Annotated in this window: 29 protein-coding genes and 1 tRNA gene; 3 read left to right on the plus strand and 27 right to left on the minus strand. The window is 52.3% G+C overall.

What is annotated here, in order from left to right:
• Positions 1-16 precede the first annotated feature (16 nt).
• The gene (gene cutA, locus TMES_RS12765) at positions 17-355 is read right to left on the minus strand and encodes a divalent-cation tolerance protein CutA (protein ID WP_085583106.1); all 339 of its coding nucleotides are present in this window, start codon (positions 353-355) and stop codon (positions 17-19) included.
• Between the two features lie 109 nt (positions 356-464).
• On the opposite strand from cutA, the gene TMES_RS12770 reads away from it, so the two are divergent.
• Entirely contained in the window at positions 465-713 is a 249-nt protein-coding gene (locus tag TMES_RS12770; protein ID WP_085583575.1) for a hypothetical protein, read from the plus strand.
• Between the two features lie 125 nt (positions 714-838).
• Here the strand turns inward: TMES_RS12770 and TMES_RS12775 are convergent.
• From TMES_RS12775 to TMES_RS12805, 7 genes are all read right to left on the minus strand, one after another.
• Positions 839-915, minus strand: a tRNA-Pro gene (locus TMES_RS12775).
• Between the two features lie 65 nt (positions 916-980).
• A complete protein-coding gene (locus tag TMES_RS12780) occupies positions 981-1,502 on the minus strand; it encodes a MerR family transcriptional regulator (protein WP_085583108.1) in 522 nt (173 codons plus the stop codon).
• A 19-nt stretch (positions 1,503-1,521) separates the two neighbouring features.
• Entirely contained in the window at positions 1,522-1,812 is a 291-nt protein-coding gene (locus TMES_RS12785) for an integration host factor subunit alpha (RefSeq protein WP_085583110.1), read from the minus strand.
• A gap of 178 nt (positions 1,813-1,990) precedes the next feature.
• Positions 1,991-2,962, minus strand: coding sequence for a beta-ketoacyl-ACP synthase III (locus tag TMES_RS12790; RefSeq protein ID WP_085583112.1), 972 nt, complete (start codon positions 2,960-2,962; stop codon positions 1,991-1,993).
• A 40-nt stretch (positions 2,963-3,002) separates the two neighbouring features.
• Entirely contained in the window at positions 3,003-4,076 is a 1,074-nt protein-coding gene (gene plsX / locus TMES_RS12795) for a phosphate acyltransferase PlsX (RefSeq protein ID WP_085583114.1), read from the minus strand.
• A 138-nt stretch (positions 4,077-4,214) separates the two neighbouring features.
• Entirely contained in the window at positions 4,215-4,796 is a 582-nt protein-coding gene (locus TMES_RS12800; protein WP_085583116.1) for a YceD family protein, read from the minus strand.
• 24 nt (positions 4,797-4,820) lie between these two features.
• Complete coding sequence (locus TMES_RS12805; RefSeq protein WP_085583118.1) at positions 4,821-5,366, minus strand: ubiquinol-cytochrome C chaperone family protein; 546 nt, start codon at positions 5,364-5,366, stop codon at positions 4,821-4,823.
• 163 nt (positions 5,367-5,529) lie between these two features.
• Here TMES_RS12805 and TMES_RS12810 point away from each other — a divergent pair, with 163 nt between their 5' ends.
• Complete coding sequence (locus TMES_RS12810) at positions 5,530-5,982, plus strand: outer membrane protein assembly factor BamE (RefSeq protein WP_085583120.1); 453 nt, start codon at positions 5,530-5,532, stop codon at positions 5,980-5,982.
• A gap of 39 nt (positions 5,983-6,021) precedes the next feature.
• On the opposite strand, the gene thiL is transcribed toward TMES_RS12810, so the two are convergent.
• From thiL to rpiB, 9 genes are all read right to left on the minus strand, one after another.
• Positions 6,022-6,999: a thiamine-phosphate kinase gene (thiL, locus tag TMES_RS12815; protein WP_085583122.1), complete on the minus strand. Its 978-nt coding sequence runs from the start codon at positions 6,997-6,999 to the stop codon at positions 6,022-6,024.
• Between the two features lies 1 nt (position 7,000).
• A complete protein-coding gene (gene nusB / locus TMES_RS12820; protein WP_085583124.1) occupies positions 7,001-7,498 on the minus strand; it encodes a transcription antitermination factor NusB in 498 nt (165 codons plus the stop codon).
• Positions 7,498-7,968: a 6,7-dimethyl-8-ribityllumazine synthase gene (gene ribH, locus TMES_RS12825; RefSeq protein WP_085583126.1), complete on the minus strand. Its 471-nt coding sequence runs from the start codon at positions 7,966-7,968 to the stop codon at positions 7,498-7,500. Before ribH ends, nusB begins: the two co-directional genes overlap by 1 nt.
• A complete protein-coding gene (gene ribB, locus TMES_RS12830; RefSeq protein WP_085583128.1) occupies positions 7,965-9,125 on the minus strand; it encodes a 3,4-dihydroxy-2-butanone-4-phosphate synthase in 1,161 nt (386 codons plus the stop codon). The genes ribH and ribB overlap by 4 nt, the downstream gene beginning before the upstream one ends.
• Positions 9,126-9,129: 4 nt before the next feature.
• Positions 9,130-9,717, minus strand: coding sequence for a riboflavin synthase (locus TMES_RS12835; RefSeq protein ID WP_085583130.1), 588 nt, complete (start codon positions 9,715-9,717; stop codon positions 9,130-9,132).
• A 5-nt stretch (positions 9,718-9,722) separates the two neighbouring features.
• Entirely contained in the window at positions 9,723-10,841 is a 1,119-nt protein-coding gene (gene ribD, locus TMES_RS12840; RefSeq protein ID WP_085583132.1) for a bifunctional diaminohydroxyphosphoribosylaminopyrimidine deaminase/5-amino-6-(5-phosphoribosylamino)uracil reductase RibD, read from the minus strand.
• Positions 10,841-11,314 carry a transcriptional regulator NrdR gene (gene nrdR / locus TMES_RS12845; protein ID WP_085583134.1) on the minus strand — a complete coding sequence of 158 codons (474 nt, stop codon included), beginning with the start codon at positions 11,312-11,314 and terminating at the stop codon, positions 10,841-10,843. Before nrdR ends, ribD begins: the two co-directional genes overlap by 1 nt.
• 28 nt (positions 11,315-11,342) lie before the next feature.
• Positions 11,343-12,617, minus strand: a complete 1,275-nt coding sequence (gene glyA, locus TMES_RS12850; protein ID WP_085583136.1) for a serine hydroxymethyltransferase — start codon at positions 12,615-12,617, stop codon at positions 11,343-11,345.
• 71 nt (positions 12,618-12,688) lie between these two features.
• Complete coding sequence (gene rpiB / locus TMES_RS12855; RefSeq protein ID WP_085583138.1) at positions 12,689-13,132, minus strand: ribose 5-phosphate isomerase B; 444 nt, start codon at positions 13,130-13,132, stop codon at positions 12,689-12,691.
• Between the two features lie 453 nt (positions 13,133-13,585).
• On the opposite strand from rpiB, the gene TMES_RS12860 reads away from it, so the two are divergent.
• Entirely contained in the window at positions 13,586-14,005 is a 420-nt protein-coding gene (locus TMES_RS12860) for a Ros/MucR family transcriptional regulator (protein ID WP_085583140.1), read from the plus strand.
• Positions 14,006-14,280: 275 nt separating this feature from the next.
• Here the strand turns inward: TMES_RS12860 and TMES_RS12865 are convergent, their stop codons facing one another.
• The 10 genes from TMES_RS12865 to TMES_RS12910 form a co-directional block, all read right to left on the minus strand.
• Positions 14,281-15,390 (minus strand): branched-chain amino acid ABC transporter substrate-binding protein, encoded by a 1,110-nt coding sequence (locus TMES_RS12865; protein ID WP_085583142.1) that lies wholly within the window; start codon positions 15,388-15,390, stop codon positions 14,281-14,283.
• A gap of 200 nt (positions 15,391-15,590) precedes the next feature.
• Complete coding sequence (locus tag TMES_RS12870; RefSeq protein WP_085583144.1) at positions 15,591-15,941, minus strand: DUF6867 family protein; 351 nt, start codon at positions 15,939-15,941, stop codon at positions 15,591-15,593.
• Positions 15,942-15,952: 11 nt separating this feature from the next.
• Positions 15,953-16,663, minus strand: a complete 711-nt coding sequence (locus tag TMES_RS12875) for an ABC transporter ATP-binding protein (protein ID WP_085583577.1) — start codon at positions 16,661-16,663, stop codon at positions 15,953-15,955.
• 19 nt (positions 16,664-16,682) lie between these two features.
• The gene (locus tag TMES_RS12880; RefSeq protein WP_085583146.1) at positions 16,683-17,537 is read right to left on the minus strand and encodes an ABC transporter ATP-binding protein; all 855 of its coding nucleotides are present in this window, start codon (positions 17,535-17,537) and stop codon (positions 16,683-16,685) included.
• Positions 17,534-19,057 carry a high-affinity branched-chain amino acid ABC transporter permease LivM gene (gene livM, locus TMES_RS12885; protein ID WP_245835391.1) on the minus strand — a complete coding sequence of 508 codons (1,524 nt, stop codon included), beginning with the start codon at positions 19,055-19,057 and terminating at the stop codon, positions 17,534-17,536. Before livM ends, TMES_RS12880 begins: the two co-directional genes overlap by 4 nt.
• Positions 19,057-19,980 (minus strand): ABC transporter permease subunit, encoded by a 924-nt coding sequence (locus TMES_RS12890; protein WP_085583148.1) that lies wholly within the window; start codon positions 19,978-19,980, stop codon positions 19,057-19,059. Before TMES_RS12890 ends, livM begins: the two co-directional genes overlap by 1 nt.
• Before the next feature lie 356 nt (positions 19,981-20,336).
• Positions 20,337-20,528, minus strand: a complete 192-nt coding sequence (locus TMES_RS12895) for a DUF6898 family protein (protein ID WP_085583150.1) — start codon at positions 20,526-20,528, stop codon at positions 20,337-20,339.
• Positions 20,529-20,709: 181 nt separating this feature from the next.
• A complete protein-coding gene (mmsB, locus tag TMES_RS12900; protein WP_085583152.1) occupies positions 20,710-21,597 on the minus strand; it encodes a 3-hydroxyisobutyrate dehydrogenase in 888 nt (295 codons plus the stop codon).
• 83 nt (positions 21,598-21,680) lie between these two features.
• A complete protein-coding gene (locus tag TMES_RS12905; protein WP_085583154.1) occupies positions 21,681-22,760 on the minus strand; it encodes an enoyl-CoA hydratase/isomerase family protein in 1,080 nt (359 codons plus the stop codon).
• A gap of 39 nt (positions 22,761-22,799) precedes the next feature.
• Positions 22,800-23,939 (minus strand): acyl-CoA dehydrogenase family protein, encoded by a 1,140-nt coding sequence (locus tag TMES_RS12910; protein ID WP_085583156.1) that lies wholly within the window; start codon positions 23,937-23,939, stop codon positions 22,800-22,802.
• Positions 23,940-24,088: the final 149 nt, after the last annotated feature.

Here is a 24,088-nt window from a genome sequence, read left to right on the forward strand (position 1 = left end):
GTCATTGTCAGCACGCTCATTGTAGCTGCGCCGTCAACCATGTTGCGTACCCGCCATTTATGCGCCCCAAAGGCAGTTCCATAATGCAGGGCGTATCATAGGGGTGCTGGTTGACCACATGTTCCATCAAGGCCACCACCAGCGTTTGACGGGTCTTTAACAGCAACACGGCCTCGTTGCCTTCTTCAAGCACGCCTTGCCATTGGTAAATCGCGGTCATGACCGGTAAAATATTGGCACAGGCGGCCAGCTTGTGGCTTACCGCAGAACGGGCAATAGCCTTGCCACAGGCCATATCGGGGACCGTCACGTATAACATGACAAGTTTGGCCTCATCATCTGGTGAATGCGTCATGCCGGTTGCTCCTGTTTTAAATATCGGCGAAACTTTGCATCGCTTTGCCTTAACCATGCCTGCACCAGATCGTATTCGTTACCATCATGCGGAACAGGGAAAGTTTACCATGCCCTCCTCCAAGGCTGCAAAACCAACCGCCATCCAATATAACTGGCTCCGGCGCGGCTTAACCCAGCCCGGCGGCAAATTGCCACTATTTGATACAAACGGTCGTCAGGTTCCGGCAAAAACCGTGCAGGCATGTATCAAACATGGCTGGGCGGAGCCGTGGTTCGCCAATCCGTTAAAACCGGACTGGCTGGTCTGCAAGCTGACCGCGCGCGGGCGCAAGATGGCCAAGGATGGCGCTGAATAATGTAACCTGACCGGTCAAGTGCGCCGTTTGGTTTTGCACGCCTGTGTGGCGGATTTAAACAACAAAAAACCCGCACCAAAATTTTGGGCAGGTCATTGAAGGCATTTTAAATTTCAGGAAGATATTGGTCGGAGCGAGAGGATTCGAACCTCCGACCCCCTGCACCCCATGCAGGTGCGCTACCAGGCTGCGCCACGCTCCGACCGATGTGCGCCTTGCGGCGCGGACAGATACATAGCCCCGCCACGCCCAAGACGCAAATAGTTTTTACGGATTTTTTTGCACTTTCTCAAGGGCAGTCCGCAAAAGCGATTGAAGCCCTTCCAATTCACCCAGAAGGTTTGCCAACGCATGCCGATCAACACCGGAATTGCCAGAATCCAAAGTAACATCAACGCCATCGGCCAAGGGCGATGGTTCCGCACCGGGCAGCCCCTGAAAACTGGCGGCGCCATCGGTTTGGCGATCGACACCCTGCGGCGACGACGCCATACCATCGGGCAAGCTGCCACCGTTCTGCGCGATCAGTTTTTGCACACCTTTGATGGTGTAGCCCTGATCATGCAAAAGCGCGCGAATACCTTGCAGAAACTCGATATCGTCGGGCCGGTAATAGCGACGGCCCCCCGCCCGCTTCATAGGCTTGATTTGCGGAAACTTCTGCTCCCAAAAACGCAAAACATGTTGCTGCAACCCAAGCTCGGTTGCGGCCTCACTGATTGTGCGAAAAGCAGAGTCAGATTTAACGGTACGGCGATTTTTCGCCGTCTCCCCCGGTTCATTTTTCATTGATCGCGTTTATTCGTAATTATGCGTTGATGCGCGATTTGAGCACCTGTGACGGCCTGAAAACCAGCACTTTTCGCGGTAAAATCGGAACTTCTTCGCCCGTCTTGGGGTTGCGTCCGATACGCTCACCCTTGCTGCGGACAGAAAAACTGCCGAACGATGATATTTTAACAACTTCATCCCGAATCAACGCCCCGGAAATTTCATCCAGAACCGTTTCAAGCAACTGCGCAGATTCGTTACGCGAAAGGCCGACTTCCTGATAAACCGCTTCGGCTAGATCGGCGCGGGTAACCGTTGTTTCCGACATGCAGACCGCCTCCTCATAACTGGGCAATGAACACAAGGTTATAATTGGTGGTTAAACCAGTCAATATCAATAGGATACACTTGATTGTGGCGGAAAGTTGTACTTTTTACGCCAAAGCATTGATTTTTAATATATTTTTCAAAAATCGTAGCTTTAACCGCCAAAATTCAACTATACGTTACCACCGAACCAGCGATGCACCCCAGGTAAAACCGCCCCCCATCGCTTCCAGAATGACAATATCACCGCGTTTGATGCGTCCATCATGGACAGCTTCGCTTAATGCCAACGGAATGGATGCCGCCGAGGTATTGGCATGGCGATCAACGGTCATGACAACGCGCTCCGCCGAGATGCCAAACTTGCGCGCAGTTCCGTCCAGAATGCGCTGATTGGCCTGATGGGGGACTAACCAGTCAATCTGATCGGCAGTAATGCCGGTATCGTCGAGAACTTCCCGAATAACAGCGGCCAGATTGGTCACAGCGTGGCGGAAGACCTCGCGCCCTTCCATTCGTAAATGCCCAACCGTTTGGGTTGAAGACGGGCCACCATCCACATGGAGCAATTCGTATTTGCTGCCATCGGAATGAAGCCTTGATGCCAAAATACCCTGATCGTTAATTGTGCCGACGCCTTCATGCGCCTGAACAATAACCGCCCCGGCCCCATCGCCAAACAAAACACAGGTGCTGCGGTCTTCCCAATCGAGAATACGCGAAAATGTTTCCGCACCGATCACCAGCACCGTTTTGGCCTGGCCGTTGCGGATATACATATCCGCTGTGGTCAGGGCATAAATAAAGCCCGAACATACCGCCTGAATATCAAAGGCAAAGCCAACCACACCTAATCTGTTCTGGACCTTGGTGGCCGTTGCCGGAAAGGTGTTATCGGGTGTAGCTGTTGCAACAATGATCATGTCAACATCGGCGGCGGTCACATTTGCATGTTCCATCGCCTTGATTGCGGCATTATAGGCCAGATCACTGGTCATTTCGCCTTCGGCAGCAATGTGGCGCTGACGGATCCCCGTCCGTGCCACGATCCATTCATCAGTTGTATCTACGCGCCGCGATAGCTCTTCATTGGTCAGGATTGTCGAGGGAAGATAGGAACCGCAACCGATGATGCGTGAACGAACTGTCATGATAGGGAACTGCCAATATACGAAAATTTAAACGAAGGGATTATTGTGCGGTATCCTGGAGGGCAACCGCCGCCTTGGCTGCTTCGGCTTTTGACATTTCTGCCTCAAACGATGCAATTTCGGCCTTGATCGTGTCATTCAGGCGATTGGCAATAAGATCATGGCAGACGCCGATGGCATTTGAAAAACCAAGGGCATCCGTCCCGCCATGACTTTTAACGGCAATACCGTTCAGGCCAAGCAACATTGCACCATTATAGCGACGCGGGTCCATCCGCTCGCGAAAACGCTGCAACGACCGGCGGGCCAGAAGATAGCCAACTTTCGCCCAGAACGAGCTGCGAAATGTCTCGCGCAGGAAATGCACCAGCAATCTTGCGGTACCCTCGGCAGTTTTCAGGGCAACATTGCCGGTAAAACCGTCGGTCACGATGACATCAACAGTCCCCTTTGCAAGGTCGTCGCCTTCAACAAAACCGGCAAACTGGATCGGCAGGTTGATTTCGCGTAAAATAGACGCCGCCTTTTTTACCGATTCATTGCCTTTAAGTTCCTCGATACCGACATTGAGCAACCCGACAGACGGCTTTTCAATACCAAACAAAACCCGGGCAAAGACTTCGCCAAGCAGGGCAAATTGCACCAGGTTATTTTCATTGCATTCAATATTGGCACCGAGATCAAGCATGATGGTCTCACCACGCTGGGTCGGCATATAGGTTGCAATGGCCGGGCGATCAATTCCTGGCAATGTTTTTAAAACAAACTTGGCCATTGCCATCAACGCCCCGGTATTTCCGGCAGACACAACACCTTGCGCCTCGCCTTCCTTAACCGCATTGATGGCCAGCCGCATGCTGGAGTCCCGACGCTGGCGCAAAGCCACGGACGGTTTATCGTCCATTGTGACTTCCTGCGATGCATGGCGAATTTCGGTTACAGCCGCCAGTTCCGGACAAGTGTCCAGAAGCGGCTTGATCCGCGCTTCATCGCCATACATTAAAAATTTAAGATGCGGCATACGTTTAAGCGCGATTTCTGCCCCCGCGACGACCATGTCGGGCGCGTGGTCTCCCCCCATCGCGTCAAGTGAAATGCGAACCTGTTCAGGCAATGTATTCTCTTGTCGTTGTTTTAAACATTAATGCAGGAAAACGTAACCGCCGCAAAACCGGTCTGCGCGACGGTTTAGCGAGATACGCCCGGAACGCCCGTAATTACCGGAAATTCCAGTGCGGCACAAGGTAAAGCGTCAGAACCCCTCGTTCTTGTTCTCAAGTTTATCCTTGAGGCCAGCCAGCTTTGCAAACGGATTCGGTTTTTCTTCGGCTTCTTCATTCTCGACAAATTCCTCGATATCAACCCCTTCCTTGCGCGGATACGGGTCCATCGAAATGGCCAGGAATTGTGCGGCAACTTCACCAAGATCAATAATACCGTCGGTCAGCGGTTCAGGCTGGTCTAACAACGCCATCAATTCGTCTTCGGTCAGCCCCTCAAGATCATCTGCCGTGGACGGCATATTTTCTTCACTGACATGCGGAGAATAAAGAACTTCAATTTCATCATCGACAATTTCAGGCACCGGCTCGAGCGTCACAACACAGCGCTGTGTGATTTCGGCATGAAGTGTGCCCCGCACGGTAACTTCGCCATTACCGGCAAGTTGCAGTGTCAGTTTGGCAGCCATTTTTTCAATGCCGGCCAGATCAAACCGGTCTGCAAGGGCGGCCCGTTCTGCGGCACTGGCTTCAATTTCAAAGGTGGTTTTTTTTGCAACCAGTTCCGCGACTTTAACAATGTGCGAAAATTCGGGTGTCAGTTTATCAGACATGCGTAAGCTCTTTTGTTTTCGGTTTTAAAATCCGGACGGCTCGTATGGCGGCGCCGGAAATGATACTTCACCGCGCATCAACGCACTGTCTTCCTGTGTCGAAAGATGGTCGATGGCGGCATATACATATTTGGACATCATCGTAATTTGTGCCTCGGAAACAGAGGTATCTGCAAACAAATTGCGATTAAGGGCTGCGCCCAGTGTTTCCTCGCCAGCAGCAACGCCCTCTTCGTAGGCAACGATGCGGCCATGATAGGATTCCGACATTTTGCGAATACGCTTGAGGATTCCAACGTCCCCAATACCCATTTCCCGCATATTCTGGTCCATATCCGCAAACATCACGTCAAAGACCTGCTGAGCAAGTTCTTTTTGTGCAGGGCTGGTCTTCAATCGCCGGAAGACAATAAACGCATGCACCAAAATCAGGTCGAAACGGCCCTCTTTGGTATCGGCAACGCCGCCCTGCTGGTAAAATTCAGGCTGGCGCGCCTGGGTTACCAAAGCCGTATATAACCCAAAGGCAGCATCGTGAATTTTGCCTTTTTTTGTCAGCCAGCCAAACAACTTACCACTCCTTCGTTGACATTCCCGCCATGGCACGCAGAATGCCTTGAAATTCCGGGGACGCAATGTCCCATCCTGTTGCCCGGCAATATCATGCGCCTCGCGCTGAAACTCAAGGCAATTCATTTACGACGTCAACAAGCGGATCGTTCCGGTGGGTTCAATGCATTCAAGATTAAAGCGCTTCACCTTTATCGTCATTGCCGGTTTTACCGCCGCATACCTTGCTGCCTGCAGCCCGCAAATTGCCAATCGCGGCAACTTGCCAGAGCCAGAAGACCTTAGTCAAATCACAGTTGGCCAGTCTACCAAAGGCGATGTGACCGATATTCTCGGCACACCCTCAACCATTGCGACATTTGATCCCAATGTCTGGCTTTATATCTCGCGGCAGGTTGAAACGCTGGCTTTTTTTAAACCTGAAGTCATCAAACAGGAAGTTGTTGTCATCAGCTTTGACACAGCCAACCGGGTCGATCTGGTTAAACAGTATCATCTTGAAGATGGCAAGCCGGTGGAACCCACCGACCGCGTCACCCCGACAGCCGGGCGCGAACTTACAATTTTGCAACAGCTGTTTGGCAATCTGGGACGTTTTTCCGACACGGACAAGTAACCGCTTATTCGTGATAAACACAATTAAGAATATCTGATATCACATTGAAAAATGGTCGAAACCACCTTTGGTGAGTTCGGCCATTTTTCCGTTATGGTCCACAATCAGCACCTCGCTAGGTTTATCTGTAACGGTACCGATCACGGTGACATCCGGCCCCAAACGGGCAATATCGGCAGCGTGCCCGCACAGCAATAATTCATAATCATCCCCGCCGGCCAAAATGCTTTGCCAGTGAACGGGATCAAGATTAATGGCGGCCTGCGCACTGTCCGAAAGCGGGATCAGGTTTTGTTGTAAAACAAAACCCACATTTGATGCCGTTGCAATCTTGCGAATGTCGCCTGCCAAACCGTCGGAAATATCCATTGCCGCCACCCGACGCGCAAGAGATGCGGCCGTCATTCCGGTATCCAGTCGGGGTTGGGGCAACCAGTAACGATTACACAGATAATCGTGATGCTGTGCATCGTGCAGGTCAAGACGGCCTTGCAACACAGCCAGGCCCAAGGTCGCGTCGCCCAGGGTCCCGGTGACGGCCACAACATCGCCGGGTCGGGCAGCATTGCGGCGCAAGGCGCGCCCACAGGGAATTTCGCCAAAGGCCGTCAGGCTGAAAAAGCTGGGGCCAGGTGTGCTAACCGTATCGCCGCCAAACAGACCGACATCAAAATCGGCACAGTCTTCGCCAAATGCTTTGGCAAAGGCAACAATCCAGTCTTCGGGCAGGTCGCGGTTATAACCGGCAGCCAACACCACCCCGACCGGTTTTGCCCCCATAGCGGCAATATCGGAAAGGTTCACGCGTAACACCTTGCGCGCAATCATTTCCGGGCTGTCTTCGGCCCGAAAATGCACATCGGCAACCAGCGCATCGCAGGTCACAACGGTTTCATGATTTTGGCGTTGGGAAAAAATGGCGGCATCATCACTTAAGGCCAGTGACGCCGCCGAACGCCGGGAAATGGGCGCAAAATAGCGCGCGATCAGTTCAAATTCACCAGACCGCGCCACCATTTTAATCCTTGTTTGCTTCCAGCGGACGCAACGATTTGCCAATACGGTCCAGCACGGCATTGACCAGACGCGGTTCATTTTCATCAAAAAACGAATGAGCCGCATCAACATATTCGGTAATGACAACCCGCATCGGTACGTCTTCGCGCATCATCAATTCATATGTGCCCGCGCGCATAATACTGCGCAAAACAGATTCCAGGCGTTTCACCGTCCAGCCTTTTTCAAGGGCACCGTTAATCAGGTCATCAATGTCGTCAAGGCGGTTTTCAACGCCCTGCACCAGATCGGCGAAAAATCCGCGATCCGGATCAATCAGGTTTTCATTGGGTTCGTCAGCATCGCGCTGACCAAGACCATCAAGCCGAAATTCGGAATATTCCTGGACAACACGCCCAGCTGCAACCTGCGACACATCAGCCTGATACAGCGCCTGAATGGCAGCAAAACGGGCGGCACTACGCCGTTGGGCGATTGAGGGTTTGGATTTGTCGGTCATTACTTGTGATGGATTCCAAAATGGTTTTGTACTTCAATCATGCGTAAAACAGCAGTAGCAGCTTCGCCACCCTTGTTTTTCTCATCGGCACGGCAGCGTGCCAGCGCCTGGGCTTCGTTTTCAACAGTCAAAATGCCATTGCCAATCGCCATGCAATTGTCGAGGCAAAGCTGCATCAGCGCACGATTGGCTTCGTTGCAGATATGTTCATAATGGGTCGTTTCACCCCGAATAACACATCCCAGCGCCAAATAACCATCATAGCGTGGCCCGGTCGCCAGTTCGCTCATGGATTGAACAGCATAACGAATGGCAATCGGCACTTCAAAAGCACCGCTGACCGATAAACGATCCCAGGTTGCCCCGCTCGCTTCAAGCGTAGCCGCGGCACCTTTCACAAGATCTTCAACGATATGAGTATAATATGGCGCATCAACAATCAGGATGTGCGGAGAACTGCTGCTTTTCATTTTACCTCCGGGACGCAAAGCGGACGCTGATCAACCAGATTCAGACCAAATCCGTCAAGCCCTACTATGTGACGTTTGGTGTTTGACAGCAAAATCATGTCGCGCACCCCCAATTCATGCAGAATTTGCGCACCGACACCATAGTCGCGCAAGTCCGGCTCGATCATTTCCGACCCGTTCATCTCGCCGCGCAAATGCGCCCCGTCACCGCCATGATGATCAATCAGACCAGCAACGGCATTGGAAAGGCTGTTCGCACGTGCTTCGCGAATAAGAACAATAACACCCCTGCCCTCGGCGGCAATGGCATTCATCGCGGTTTGCAATTCGCCACCTCGCCCGGTTTGCCGGTCACCTAGAACATCATCAAGCACATTCAAGGCATGAACACGGGTCAATACCGGTTCACCACTGGTAATATCGCCTTTGGTCAGGGCGATATGCTCGGCATAGTTCAACGTGTTTACAAACAGGTGCAGGTCAAATGCGCCGCCGTGAATGCTGTCGATTTTAGTGACCGCCTTGCGCTGAACCACCTTTTCGTGCTTGCGGCGATACCGAATCAAATCGGCGATTTGCGCAATTTTGAGGCCATGTTTTTGGGCAAATTCAACCAGTTCAGGCAGCCGGGCCATTTCGCCCTGATCGTTCATAATTTCACAAATAACGCCAGACGGGTTCAACCCGGCCAACCGCGCGATATCCACCGATGCTTCGGTATGCCCGGCCCGCACCAAAACTCCGCCATCGCGCGCGCGCAACGGAAACACATGCCCTGGCGTAACAATGTCGTGGCGATCTGTGGTCGGGTCGGTGGCAACCGCAATGGTCCGGGCCCGGTCCGGTGCGGAAATGCCCGTCGTCACGCCGGTTTTGGCCTCGATAGACACGGTGAAAGCAGTTTCATGGCGGGTGCCATTGCTGGCCGTCATTAAAGACAGGCCCAAATGGTCACAGCGTGCAGAATCCAGCGCCAGACAAATCAGGCCGCGCCCATGTGTGGCCATAAAATTAATGGCATCGGGCGTTGCCATTTGCGCCGGAATAACCAGATCGCCCTCGTTTTCACGGTCTTCGTCATCAACCAGAATGAACATCCGGCCATTACGCGCCTCTTCGATCACATCTTCGATCGGCGACAAATAACGGTGCGGCATAAAATCAGTCCTTTCCAACCATGCGCGCAACATAGCGGGCCAGCATGTCTATTTCGAAATTGAACCGGTCGCCAATTTTGCGGCCACCCAGCGTGGTATTGTTCTGCGTATGCGAAATGACATTAATGCCGAACCGGTTATCGTCAACTTCGTTCACCGTTAACGACACCCCGTCAAGCGTTATGGACCCTTTACGTGCCACATAGCGGGTAAAGGCCTCTGGCAATTCAAACGTCATACGCATGGAATCGCCTTCGGGATGCATGCTTGCCAGTGTTGCAACACCATCAACATGGCCCGAAACAATATGCCCGCCAAGCTCGTCGCCCATCCGCAGGGACTGTTCAAGATTAAGCTTCGATCCAACCTCAAAATCACCCAGCGTTGTCAGCGACAGGCTTTCGGCCGATGCCTCGATTGCGAACCAGTTAGCACCTTTTCCAACAACGGTCATGCACGCACCGCTGCAGGCAATTGAGGCCCCCAGATCGATTTTAGACGTGTCAAAAGCGGTATTGAATTCGAACCGGGTATCACCACGTTTTTCAATTTTTCGAACCGTGCCGATATCGGTAATGATCCCTGTGAACATTGCATTCAATCCGTTATTTTTTCGTAGGTTACCATCATGTCCTGACCTGCGCTGGCAAATCCGGACCGTTTGAAACGGTACATGCCAGCCAGATCGGCCAAATTCAGATTATCAATAATTGCCCGTCCGTCGGCGCCAATAATGCCTGGTGCCTGAAAATGGACAAGCCGCTCAACCATCCCGGTTTTCAGCAAACTGGCTGCCAACCGGCCACCACTTTCAACCAGAACACGGGTAAGCCCTTTGTGGCCCAGCACATGCAACACATCATGTAAGTTCAAATGGCCGTCGGCGCATCGGGCAGGAAGCAATTTTATTGCTGTTTTTTCAAAAACTTGCTGTGCAGTTTGCAAATATTCCTCGCCAACCACCAGCCATGTCGGCGTTTGCCCCGCCGTTGCCACCAAAGCACATTGTGGAGAAATTTTTGCTGTGCGGTCCAGCACCACCCGAACCGGCGAATTTTTCTCGCGCCCGGCAATGCGACAGCGCAAATCGGGGTTGTCGGCGATAACGGTATCCGCCCCCACCACAATGGCATCGTGGTTTGCGCGCAAGGTATGCCCCCATGCGCGGGCTGTTGCACCGGTAATCCATTGGCTTTTCCCGTTGGCAAGGCTGGATCGGCCATCAAGGCTGCCCGCCAGCTTCAGGGTGACAAGCGGTGTATTATGCATAACACGGGATAAAAAACCGGCATTTAACTGCTGCGCCATATCGGCCATTAACCCGGTATCAACAATAATACCCGCATCGCGCAACATAGTATGGCCCCGGCCACACACCCGTGGGTCGGGGTCTTCCAGTGCGCTAACTACACGGGTTACACCCGAAGCAATCAACCCGCTGGCACAGGGCGGTGATTTTCCAAAATGGCTGCAAGGCTCAAGGGTGACATAGGCGGTAGCCCCAAGGGCATGGGCCCCGGCCTGATCAAGGGCAATACGTTCGGCATGCGGTCGCCCGCCGGGTTTTGTCCAGCCGCGACCAACAATGTCGCCGTTTCGCACCAGCACACAACCAACCGCAGGATTGGGCCAGACATTGCCAAGCCCCCGTTTGGACAGGCTTAACGCGACCCGCATAAAATGGCGGTCACTGTCATCAAACCTGAAATCAGGCATTACGGTTTGCCTGTCTCGTCATCGCTGTCCTGCATATTTTCTACAAATTCTTCAAAATCGCGCGCCTCGCGAAAGTCCTTGTAGACAGATGCGTAGCGGACATAAGCGACCTGATCGAGGGCATGAAGGGCTTCCATGACAATTTCACCGACCGTATCGGTGCTGATGTCGCTTTCGCCACTGCTTTCCAGCCGCCGCTGAATACCATTAAGAGCTTTTTCAACCCGTTCGTCTTCGATCGGGCGTTTGCGGCACGCCAGAAAAATCGACCGCGCCAGTTTATCGCGGTCAAATAATTCGCGCTGCCCGTCCTTTTTTACCACCATTAATTCACGCAATTGAACACGTTCAAAGGTCGTAAATCGCGATCCACAGGCCGGGCAAAACCGACGCCGGCGAATGGCGTGGTTTTCCTCGGTCGGACGGGAGTCCTTTACCTGGGTATCGTCGTGGCTACAAAACGGGCAGCGCATTGTCAGTTCTCGCTATATTTTAACGAAATCAGCTATAGATCGGGAATTTGTTGCACAGATCAAGAACCTGTGCCCGAACTGCCGCTTCAATTTCGTCATTGCCTTCGGGCTGATCGACCAGGGCGTCAAGCACATCGGCAATCAGTTTGCCAATCAGCTTGAATTCTTCGACGCCAAAGCCACGGGTCGTTCCTGCCGGCGTTCCCAGGCGAATACCCGACGTCACGGTCGGTTTTTCGGTATCGAACGGAATGCCATTTTTATTGCAGGTAATGCCCGCGCGTTCCAATGCCACGTCGGCCACATTGCCTTTCAGGCCTTTGGGGCGCAAATCAACCAGCATCAGGTGGGTGTCGGTACCATTGGTCACGATATCAAAACCGCGTGACTGCAAAACATCGGCCAAAGCCCGGGCATTATCAACAACCTGCCGGGCATAAACCTTAAACTCGGGACGCAATGCTTCGCCAAAGGCAACGGCCTTGGCTGCAATAACGTGCATCAACGGGCCACCCTGCAAACCAGGGAAAACCGCCGAATTGATTTTTTTGCCGATTTCAAGATTGTTCGACAAGATCATGCCGCCCCGCGGACCGCGCAGGGTTTTGTGCGTTGTTGTGGTAACAACATCGGCATAAGGCAGCGGGCTCGGATGCACACCACCGGCAACCAGACCGGCAAAATGCGCCATATCAACCATCAGATAGGCACCGACCTTGTCGGCGATTTCGCGAAAACGCTTGAAATCGATCTGGCGCGGAATGGCCGAACCACCGGCAATGATCAGCTTGGGATTATGTTCGACAGCAAGGGCTTCGACCACGTCATAATCGATCAGGAAATCCTGTTCGCGCACACCATATTGAATGGCATTGAACCATTTGCCCGACAATGCCGGGCGTGCGCCGTGCGTTAAATGCCCACCGGCATCCAGCGACATGCCCAAAACGGTATCGCCCGGCTGCAACAGTGCCAGCATAACGGCCCCATTTGCCTGCGCACCTGAATGGGGCTGAACATTGACAAATTCACAGCCAAAAAGTTCCTTGGCGCGACTGATGGCAAGGTCTTCAGCAACGTCAACAAATTCGCACCCGCCATAATAACGGCGTGAAGGATAACCTTCGGCATATTTGTTGGTTAAAACGGAACCCTGCGCTTCCATGACTGCTTTGGAAACGATATTTTCCGATGCAATCAGCTCGATCTGGGTTTTCTGACGGTGAAGTTCGTCGGAAATGGACTTGAACAGATCGGGGTCAGCATCCGCCAGACCGGTTGTAAAAAAGCCGTTAAAAGACATTCGAAAGCCTTTCGATAAGACGGGAAATAAAAGAGCCCGAAAGCCCGGTTCGTGCCATGCGGCAAATAGGATTATTCAGGCGCCGAGAGCTTGTCGATGCGGCCCTGATGGCGGCCACCTTCAAATTTTGTCGAAACGAACGCTTCCACACAATCTTGTGCCGTCGCAACGCCGAGCAGGCGTGCGCCAAGGCAAAGAACATTGGCATTATTGTGCTGGCGGCTAAGTTCTGTCGACAGGCGATCATGGACCAAAGCCGCGCGAATTTCGGGATAACGGTTGGCCGCAATGCTCATGCCAATACCGGACCCGCAAACCAGAATGCCACTTTGGGCTTTGCCCTCAATAATCGTCTTGCATACCGCATAGGCGAAATCGGGATAATCGACAGAAGAAGAGCCATCCGTCCCAAGGTCGAGAACATCAAATCCCTGTTTGGCAAGCTGATCAACAATTGTTGACTTAAGCTCAACCCCGCCATGATCGGCAGCAATTGCGATGGTTTTGGCCGACATTTTTTGCGCCCTTTTCAAACTGCAAGGAAATTTGAGCGCCTTTTAGCACATCACTATCGCTGTGCCAACGCGCAGTCGCATTAATCAAGGTGTGAGCTGGCATGCAAGATGCGATGGCATCGGATTTTCTTGCGCAAAACAAATTGACGCCTTGATACCTAAAATAGTTAACCCTCATGCCCGCCAGACGCGTAATGAACTTTCTGTAATATGAGTAAAGCCTCAACCGCTATCCTCAAGATTACTATTTGCGATTCCATGACAAACGATAGGCTTTGCTTCACAACTATACTACTGACTATTTGTTTGATATCATGTTGTTTGTTAAACATAAAAAACAGCGTTTGAATCAAATTAAAATTAGATTGTTGAACAAGCGCGAATGTTGATTATATTCCTTGCTGGCTACATTTGTTGTGGCTGTTGGGAACAGGTTCAAGGACACAAGAAAAAATGAACGACGTTAGTGATGACGCCTTTGATCGTGACGAATTGCTGCAGATGACGGTTGATATCGTTTCTGCTTATGTCAGCAATAATGCGCTTGCGGCAACTCAGCTTCCAGAATTGATCACCTCGACATTCAAATCGCTTGATGAATTACGTGGTGTGGAAGAAGTGGAAGAAGAAGAACCACTTAAGCCAGCCGTTCCGATCAAAAAATCGATTGGTGATGATTATATTATTTGTCTTGAAGATGGCAAAAAGCTGAAAATGCTCAAACGTCATCTTCGTACCACTTATGGTATGACGCCGGAAGAATACCGCGCCAAATGGGGTCTTGCTGCTGACTATCCCATGGTCGCGCCGAACTATGCCAAACAACGTTCGCAATTTGCCAAAAAAATTGGCCTCGGCCGCAAAGCCGAGTAAACGACGCGCCCCGCGCTGCGTCAGTTCCAAATAAAAAAGGTGCCCCTATAATTGGAGGCACCTTTTTATTTTGATTATCATCAACATGCTCATCAATTTTCCACCACGTTTGCGAGCATAGGGATGCTTACTTTATTTCACATCCCGGTATTACTTCAACACATGACAAAGATGCCTTCGTAACGTTGCCTCGCGTGCTGTGATGGTTTACCAGAGTGCGACAAAAAAAGGCCCGGCACATTGCTGCACCGGGCCACTCGATAAAAAGTCAGGACTTATTTGTCAGCGTAATCGTAGCTGCCATTTTCCCATTTGTAGAAAACGTAACCAGGTGCGGCAACATCGCCCTTGGAGTCGAACGAGATCGAGCCCAGAACGGTGTCAAAGCTGTCGCCACTTTTGAGTTCTTTGGTGACGGCATCAAAGTCGGTTGAACCGGCTTTGGTAACAGCCTGCGCCCAAGCCTGGATCGCGCCATAGGTGTAAAGGGTGTAACCTTCCGGCTTGTAACCTTTACCTTCAAAGTATTTAACCAGGTCTGCGTTGCGCGGATCTTTTTCAAGGGCCGGACCGGCGGTGAACAAGGTGCCTGCACCGGCATCGCCCGTGATCGACCAATATTCAAGCGAGTTCAGCGCATCGCCGGAAATTGCCTGGGTTTCGAGGCCCTGGCCGCGCATCTGACGCACGATCAGGCCGAGTTCGGTGTGATACCCACCGTAATACAGCACATCGATGTTTTCAGACTTCATCTTGGTAACCAGGGCGGAATAATCTTTTTCGCCCGGGGTGATGGCTTCATACATCACTTCCTTAACGCCGGCAGCGTTGAGGTTTTTCTTGGTTTCGTCAGCGAGGCCTTTTGAATAGGCCTGTTTGTCGTGAACGATGGCAATACGCTTGTCGCCATAATGTTCAGCAAGATATTTACCGGCAACTTCACCCTGCTGGTCATCACGGCCGCAAACGCGGAACACGTTGTCCAGGCCACGGTCGGTCAATTGCGGGTTGGTCGAAGCCGGGGAAATCTGAATGATGCCTTCTTCGTTGTACACTTCAGAAGCCGGGATCGAAGAACCCGAACAGAAGTGACCGGCAACAAGAGCAACATCCTTGCTGACCAACTGGTTGGCAACCGCAACGGCCTGCTTGGGATCACAAGCATCATCGCCAATTTCCAGAACCAGCTTTTCACCGTTCACACCACCAGCAGCGTTGAGGTCTTCAACCGCTTTGGAGGCACCCTGACGCATCTGCTCACCAAAAGCAGCATAAGGACCGGTCATCGGACCAACAGTCGCAATGGTAATGTCAGCCTTTGCTGCCCCCATCGACAGGACAAGCGCCGATACAGTTGCCAGAAGGCCAAGCTTGGTTTTCGACATAAGAGAAGTCTCCCTGTTCCAAAGGTTGGTTCCGACACCATGCCAGAACCATCTTTTAGGACCCGAAACCGGCCTGGTTTTTTCCCCATTTACCGGTTTCCGCTCCTCGTACTCTAGCATCCCGTTTCGGGTGTGCAATAGTACAAATCCGTGCTTCGCCAACAAATTAGCTGCAACGCAGCATTGGCAAAGCAATACCGTTATTCCACCCCTTCGCGCGAACGATAGGCAAACGGGCCCACACGCTCATACAACCACGGATACTGTGACAGCATCTTGTTCACCCGGACAATCCGGAATGAAACCATGGCGATTGCGAACAAAATAACCGTATCAAAAATGAATCCCGACAAAGAAAGAAGCTCGCCGTTAAACAGGGCAAACCCCAAGAACCGGTCCGTTAACCCTAGCAAAATGGCATAGGGTAACATCTGGCTCATCGGGCGCCAGGTATTGGCGACCGCCTGCCCGGTCATCATTGCGCAAAACCCCATCAAAATGATGGTAATGCCAATGGTCACACTGATGCTGGTGCCTGTAATTGCTTCCATAACGCGATCTCCTAATGTCCGCCTTCAAGATACGCAGCGCGCACTTCAGGGTTTGCCAGCAATTCAGCCCCGCCGCCCGACATGGTAATGTTACCATTGACCATAACGTAACCACGGTGTGCCAGCTTCAACGCATGGAATGCATTTTGCTCAACCAGGAACACAGTAACCTTGTTTTCCTTGTTGATTTTCTTGATGGTTTCAAAAATCTGCTTCACCACCAACGGTGCCAGCCCAAGGGATGGTTCATCAAGCAGCAACAGGCGCGGACGGCCCATAAGGGCACGGCCAATCGCCAGCATTTGTTGTTCCCCGCCTGACATGGTACCGGCCCGCTGGGTGATGCGTTCTTTCAGGCGCGGAAACAAATCGAAAACCATTTCCAGGTCTGAATCGAAATGTTTGGGATCCTGGGTACAGGCCCCCATCTGCAGATTTTCAAAAACTGACATCCGCGGAAAAATACGCCGCCCTTCCGGGGATTGCTGAATGCCCAACCGGCAAATATCGTGGGTTGGCATTCGGCTGATGTCCGTGCCTTCAAACAAAATACGGCCTTTGGATACCTGCGGTGCCCCGCAACACGTCATCAAAAGGGTCGTTTTACCGGCACCGTTGGCGCCGATCAGGGTAACAATTTCCCCTTCATTAACTTCCATATCAATGCCCTTGAGGGCTTCGATATTACCGTAGAAGGTATGAACACCTTCAATCTTCAACATGGCCATATCGACGTCTCCCTCACTGTGCCTTTGGGTCAAGATGAAGATCCTGGGCAACTTCCGGCGGAAGTTCATCGTCTTCTTCTTCACCCAGATAGGCACGGATCACCGCGGGGTCGTTTTTGACCGCCTCGGGGTTGCCATCGGCAATTTTCTTGCCGTAATCAAGCACAATGACATGATCGGAAATTTGCATTACCACGCTCATATCATGCTCGATCAGCAACAGACCAATGCCCTGCTCGTCCCGAATACTTTGCAACAACAAGTTCAATTCCGCAGATTCACGCGGGTTCAAACCAGCTGCCGGTTCATCAAGGCACAAAAGCGAAGGTTCGACGCACATGGCCCGGGCAATTTCCAAACGCCGCTGGTTGCCATAGGCAAGATTGCCCGCGTCCCAGTCGGCAAATTCGTAAAGCCCGGTCTTGTTCAGCCAGAATTTCGCCCGTTCCAGTGCTTCTTTTTCCGCATTGGCGTAACGTTTCAGGTTGAAAAGACCTGCCAGTGAAAACAGCGATGCGTCCATCAGGCGGTTATGCTGGGCCACCACAAGGTTTTCCAGAACCGTCATGCCGGTAAACAGTCGAATATTCTGGAAAGTCCGGGCGACACCATTGTTTCGCGAAATGCGAAAACCTTCGGTGCGTTCAAGCAAACGCGGACCATCATTGGCATTTAACGTTAACCGGCCCTCTGTCGGGACGTAAAACCCGGTCAGGCAGTTAAACACCGTGGTTTTACCAGCCCCGTTCGGGCCGATAATTGCCGTGATTTCGCGCTTTCTGGCCGTAAAGGACAAATCGTCAATTGCGACCAGCCCGCCAAAACGCATTGTCAGATGTTCGACTTCAAGCAATTTGTTGTCGGTCATGGTTTTTCTCCGGCAACTTTTTCTTTCTTGCTCATCCCCAGCAAGATTGTCGGATCACGGAAAGACAAAAGACCACGCGGACGCCACAACATGATGGCAACCATCCCTGCCCCGAAAATCAGCATGCGATATTCAGCCAGTTCGCGGAACATTTCCGGGAAACCGATCATGACAATCGCCGCCAGAACCACACCGATCTGGCTCCCCATACCGCCCATAACGACGATGGCCAGAATTACAGCCGATTCAAGAAAGGTAAAGCTTTCCGGGCTGATAAAACCCTGACGGGTGGCAAAAAATGCCCCGGCAAACCCGCCAAACATTGCGCCGATGGCAAACGCCGACAGCTTGGTGTTGGTCGGGTTGATCCCCAGCGAGCGGCAGGCGATTTCGTCTTCGCGCAAGGCTTCCCATGCCCGCCCGATCGGCAGTTTCCGCAAACGCATGGTGACAAAGTTGGTGACCAGCGCCAGAATCAGGATCAGGTAATACAGGAAGATCAAACGGTGCATTGACGAATATTCAATGCCAAACAAATCGGAAAACCGCGTAACGCCTTCCGGTACCCGGCGCGAAAAATCGGCCAGTCCAAAAAACGAAGGCCGTTCGATCGAGGCAATACCGTCAGGACCACCGGTAAGATTGTACCAGTTGATCAGAATTACCCGAACGATTTCGCCAAAGCCCAGCGTCACGATGGCAAGATAATCGCCGCGCAAGCGCAAAACCGGAAAACCAAGCATGATGCCAAAACTGGCCGAGAACAAACCGGCCATCGGCAGGCACAGCCAGAAGCTGAGACCGAAATGCTGGGACAATAACGCATAGGAATAGGCACCAACCGCATAGAAGGCGACATATCCAAGGTCGAGCAAGCCTGCAAGACCCACCACGATATTAAGGCCCCAGCCCAGCATGATGTAAATCATCACCAAAGTTGCAAGGTCGATCGCAGAGCGGTTTTCACCAAAAATCAGCGGGAAAATAATGAAGAACGCAATCCCGAACATACCGATTTTTTTGGTGTTGGTCCGGTAAACAACCTGCAATTTGGCCGAGATTTTTTTGGTGTCGTCTTCTTCACCGGTCGGGCGGCCTTTGGATGCCGAAAAATAGGCAATGGCAAAGACAACCGCGATCAGACAGATGAAAAAGATCGCCCGGCCAACGCTTTGTGTTGCCATATCAAAGGTAACAGGCGACACCCAGCGATCATCAAGATCACGGAAGCGAACGAACATTTCGAACACCATCAGGGCCGAAATGACGATCAAAATGGCTTGCAGCAACCGGGACAAATGTTCACGGCGCACAATCAGGGCAAGGCGACCCACAACCGTGGCGCAAATCGCAATCAGGACCAGATCCCAGCGCAGCGCCAGTTCAAGGCCGGTCGGGCGGTCAACGGTTTCGACACCCAGGATCATGACAGACATCATGACGGCCAGCACCGCAAAGAACGCCAGTTCCTTAACGATTTCGCCCGGTGTCAGGCGTGAAGATGTAAGTAAAGACGACATCAGACTTTCTCCACCTCCGGCTTGCCCAGAAGGCCCCACGGGCGGAAGATAAGCACCAGAACCAGAATGCCGAATGTTGCGACATCCTTGTATTCAATGGTGAGGTATCCCGACCAGAAGGATTCAATCAGGCCAATAAGCAACCCGCCAAGCATGGCACCTGGCAGCGACCCGATACCGCCAAGAACAGCAGCGGTGAAGGCTTTCACCCCGGCCAGAAAGCCGATATAAAAGTCAATAACGCCGTAATACAATGTCACCATCATCCCGGCGACAGAGGCAAGGGCAGCACCCATGACAAAGGTCGTCGAAATGGTGCGGTCCACATTAATGCCGAGCAAGCCGGCCATCGTGCGGTCCTGTTCGCAGGCGCGCTGGGCGCGACCAAGGGATGTTTTGGCGATCAATGTCGAAAACACCACCATCAGAACAAATGTCAGAACAATGATAACGATCTGCATATAGCTAAGCTGAACGTCAAAGTTCGCACTTTCCATCAGCGTGATGCCACCCTTGATCAGCGGTTGCATCGGTTTGACGCGCGCACCCTGTGCAATTTGCACAAAATTTTGCAAAAACACTGACATGCCAATGGCCGAAATCAGCGCCGCCAAACGAAACGACCCGCGCAAGGGACGATAGGCAATGCGTTCAACGCCCCAGCCATAAACCGACGTCATGACCATTGAGACGACCAGCATCAAAAGAAGTGTTAACGGCAGAATGCCGCTAATTCCCGCCGCCTGACAAATCAGGAACGTAATCAGGGAATGAAAGGCGCCCAGCATGTAAATTTCGCCGTGCGCGAAGTTGATCATGCCAATGATGCCATAGACCATTGTGTAACCGATCGCGATGAGGCCATAAATGGCGCCAAGCGTCAGTCCATTGATCAATTGTTGTAAAAAATAAGCCCAATCCATTGCTCAACCTTAGATTTGGCACAGACAAACGCCGTCCTCGACAGCAAGGCTGAAGGCAAAGAACAAGGATATACAAATGTTGTTGGGTATAAACCCATCTCCCCATTGCCCCCTCGCAAACCTCCGCAGCCTCCGTCTTTTTGTTATCGGGGTATCCCCGCTTTTAAGTTTCCGAACGCGATCATTCTTATGTGATTCTATGTTCGAAAACGCGATTTACGGTTGGAACCTTAGACACATGTGGTCAAAGGCTGCAAGCGTGTTTGAAAAATTGGTTGAATCTCCCGTTTTCCCACCCTTGGATAGAATTTTTTACCATAATGGGCAAACAACCAACCGCTTCAATATTGTATATTTTATCCCTTATTCAGAACGTATTCAAGTTTTTGTACCGCAACGCGCTTTAACTGCTCTGGATTGCGCGAAACAGGCCCGGCAACGGTAACCTCCTGCCCGGTAGCAGAATCGATGGCCGTGCAGCGCAGATATTGCCCTACCTGCTTGAATTCTATATAAATTTCACGTCCCTTGGATGAAGCAGGTGCCATGTTTGATCCCGGATCTTATTTTAGACTGCAGCACAAAGCATAAGTATAACTTGGTATAAGGACAAGAATACTACCAAATGGTCCGAATCTGGACATAAAAAATGCGGAGGATCGAAATCCCCCGCATTGTCCCAGTGAATTATGCTGTCAAACAGCAAAACCGGCCTGAGTGCCGATCATTTCACTCGCCATCCAGCATTTTCACAATGGCCGAAAAATCGCGTCCGCCATTGCCGCCTGCGCTATACATCGCATACAGGCTTTCGGCCAGCGCGCCCATCGGCGTGGTGGCATTGGCCCCGGCGGCGGCCTGCTGGGCCAGCTTCAAATCCTTCAACATCATATCAACCGCAAAGCCTGCCTGATAATCACGATTGGCCGGGGATGCCGGCACCGGGCCAGGAACCGGGCAATAACTGGTCAGCGACCAGCACTGGCCAGATGCTTTCGACGAAATATCGAACAGTTTCTGGGCATCCACCCCCAGGCGCTTTGCCAGCATAAAGGCCTCGGAAACCGCAATCATGCTGACACCCAGGATCATGTTGTTGCAAATCTTGGCCGCCTGCCCGGCACCGTTATCCCCGGCATGAATAATATTGCTGCCCATTGCTTGCAAAATCGGTTCGGCCGATGCAAAGGCATCTTCGCTGCCGCCCACCATAAAGGTCAGGGTTCCCGCGGTTGCCCCGCCAACACCGCCCGAAATCGGCGCATCCACCGGGCGCATGCCCCGTGCCTTTGCCAGTTCGGCGGCCTTGCGCGCGGCATCAACATCAATGGTGGAACTGTCAATCACCAGGGTATTGGGCGCAGCATGGGCCAAAATGCCGTCTGGCCCGTCATACACGGCCAAAACATGTTTGCCTGCGGGCAACACCGTCACAATCGCATCGACACCAGTCGCGGCCTCGGCCAGCGAACCTGCCGCTATCCCGCCGATTTCCACCGCCGCTTTTACTGCCTCGGCGGAAAGGTCGAATACCGTAACTTCATGTCCTGCACGAATAAGGTTGGCCGCCATGGGTCCCCCCATATTGCCCAGTCCGACAAAACCGATCTTTGCCATTTTTAACGTCTCCTCTGATGGTCCGGTCACTACCGGTTTTCATTGTGTGATAATTGGCTGTTATTATTGCGGTTGTACCCCCGCTAGATGGTCAGTTCCCTGTCATCTGGCAATGGTGCAAAAAAGGCATCGACATCGCGCGGGTCCACCTGCCCGACATCCCCCTGCGTCCAGCGCGGGTTTTGGTCCTTATCGACGATCACGGCGCGCACACCTTCGAACAGGTCCGGTTTTTCAACCATGCGCTGGCTCAGCCGAAATTCCATAACCAGATCAGCCGCCAGGTCCAGCATCGCCCCTTCACGTATCTGTTTAAAGGTAACGGCGAGTGCCAGTGGCGATTTTGTTTTGATCATTTTCAATGTCTTAACCGAAAAATCCGAAAGTGATTTCTCAAGTGCAATCATTACCTCGCCAATATTGTCTGCCCCGAAAATGGCATCAATTTCGTTGCGGTGCCCCGCAACGGGGGCTGGCCCGTGATCGTGCGCATAAGACTTCAGGATATTTTCAACCTGATCACACACCGATCGCCGATCATTCCCTGCCGCGCCGAAACCGGTATTGGCCAAGACCTGCTTGATATTTACGATATCACTGCTTTGCGCGCCATGCGTTGCGATACCGGCATAAAGACAATCAGCCGCGCCCAACCGTGCGCCGGTCAAACCCAGATACATGCCAATTTCACCGGGGCAGCGTGGCAAAAAATAGCCCCCGCCAACATCGGGAAAAAAGCCAATACCTGTTTCAGGCATGGCAAACATGGTTTTTTCCGTCACCACCCGATAGCGGCCATGAACAGAAACACCAACGCCACCGCCCATCGTGATGCCATCTAGCAACGCAATGCAGGGCTTGGGGTATTGCGACATATAGTGGTTAAGCAAATATTCGCGGCGGTAAAACGCATCCAGCAATTCGGGTTCGTTATTATTATGCGCGTCATAAAGCCCGCGAATATCCCCCCCGGCGCAAAATGCCTTGCCGCCCGTTCCCTCAATGGTCAGAACAGAAATGGCGTCGTCTTGCTCCCACAGGCGCATCTGATGATGAATGGCATCGACCATTGGCAATGTCAGGGCGTTCAGGGCTTTGGGCCGATCCAGATAAATTTCGCCCACCGCACCGTTCACAGCAAATTTAACACCGACATCACTCATATTATTGTTCCTGACTTTCGCATCGTGGTTATCACCGGCCTAATCGCGCAACGCGGCGCGGGCGATAATAACCCGCATGATTTCGTTGGTACCTTCAAGGATTTGATGCACACGCAGATCGCGCAGCAACCGTTCGACCGGATATTCACGAATATAACCATAACCCCCATGCAATTGCAGGGCATCATTGCAAACATCAAATGCCGTATCGGTGGCAAAGCGTTTTGCCATCGCGCAAAATTGTGTGGCATCGGGGGCGGTTTCGTCAAGTTTGCAGGCTGCCTTGTGCAGCAACAACCGGGCGGCTTCAAGTTCGGTTACCATATCGGCATATTTGAATTGCAGCGCCTGAAAGGCTTCCAGCGGTTTGCCAAACTGTTTGCGCACTTTCATATGCTCACGCGCAAGCGCCATGGCCGCCCGCGCCCCGCCAATGGAACAGGCCGCAATGTTTAAACGCCCCCCATCAAGGCCCTTCATGGCAAATTTAAAGCCATCGCCTTCGGCCCCCAGCAAATTATCAGCCGGAATAATACAGTCACTGAAAATGACGGCCGATGTCGGCTGGCTGTTCCAGCCCATTTTTTCTTCCAGTTTGCCAAACGACAGCCCCGGCGCATCCTTTGGTACCAGAAAGGTTGAAATTCCGCCGGTGGTTTCATCGCCGGTGCGCGCCATCACCACATAAATGTCGCTGCGCGATCCGCCCGATATAAAAGCTTTCTCGCCGTTCAACACATATGTGTCCCCGGTGCGCACAGCGCGCGTGCGCAACGACCCGGCATCCGATCCCGCCCCTGGCTCGGTCAGGCAATAGCTGGCGAAATGCTCCATAGAGGTCAGCTTGGGCAAAAAAGCCTGGCGCTGGGCTTCATTGCCAAAACGGTCAATCATCCAGCACGCCATATTATGAATAGACAAATACGCCGCGGTCGAGGGGCACGCCGTTGCCAGTTCTTCAAATATCACGGCAGCATCCAGTCGACCCAACCCGGAGCCGCCAACATCATCGCGGGTATAAATGGCGGCAAAGCCCATTTCGGCTGCTTTGCGCAAGGTTTCCACCGGAAAGATGTGCTCTGCATCCCACTTGGCGGCATAGGGCACCATGTCACCAGCAGCAAAATCGCGCGCGGCCTGCTGAAACGCCAGCTGGTCTTCTGAAAGGGCGAACTCCATCGGATATTTCCTCATCGGGGCTGTTATTTCCCTTTACGTAAACGTGAAAAAGCCGCGCTGTCAAATAATTCGGCATAATCTTACCGAAATACCTTAATAAGCCCGGCCGCAAAAACATCCCCCAACCGGAACGTGCGCCCGCGCACGTC

The sequence above is a fragment of the Thalassospira mesophila genome, from assembly GCF_002115755.1.
GTDB classification, from domain to species: domain Bacteria; phylum Pseudomonadota; class Alphaproteobacteria; order Rhodospirillales; family Thalassospiraceae; genus Thalassospira; species Thalassospira mesophila.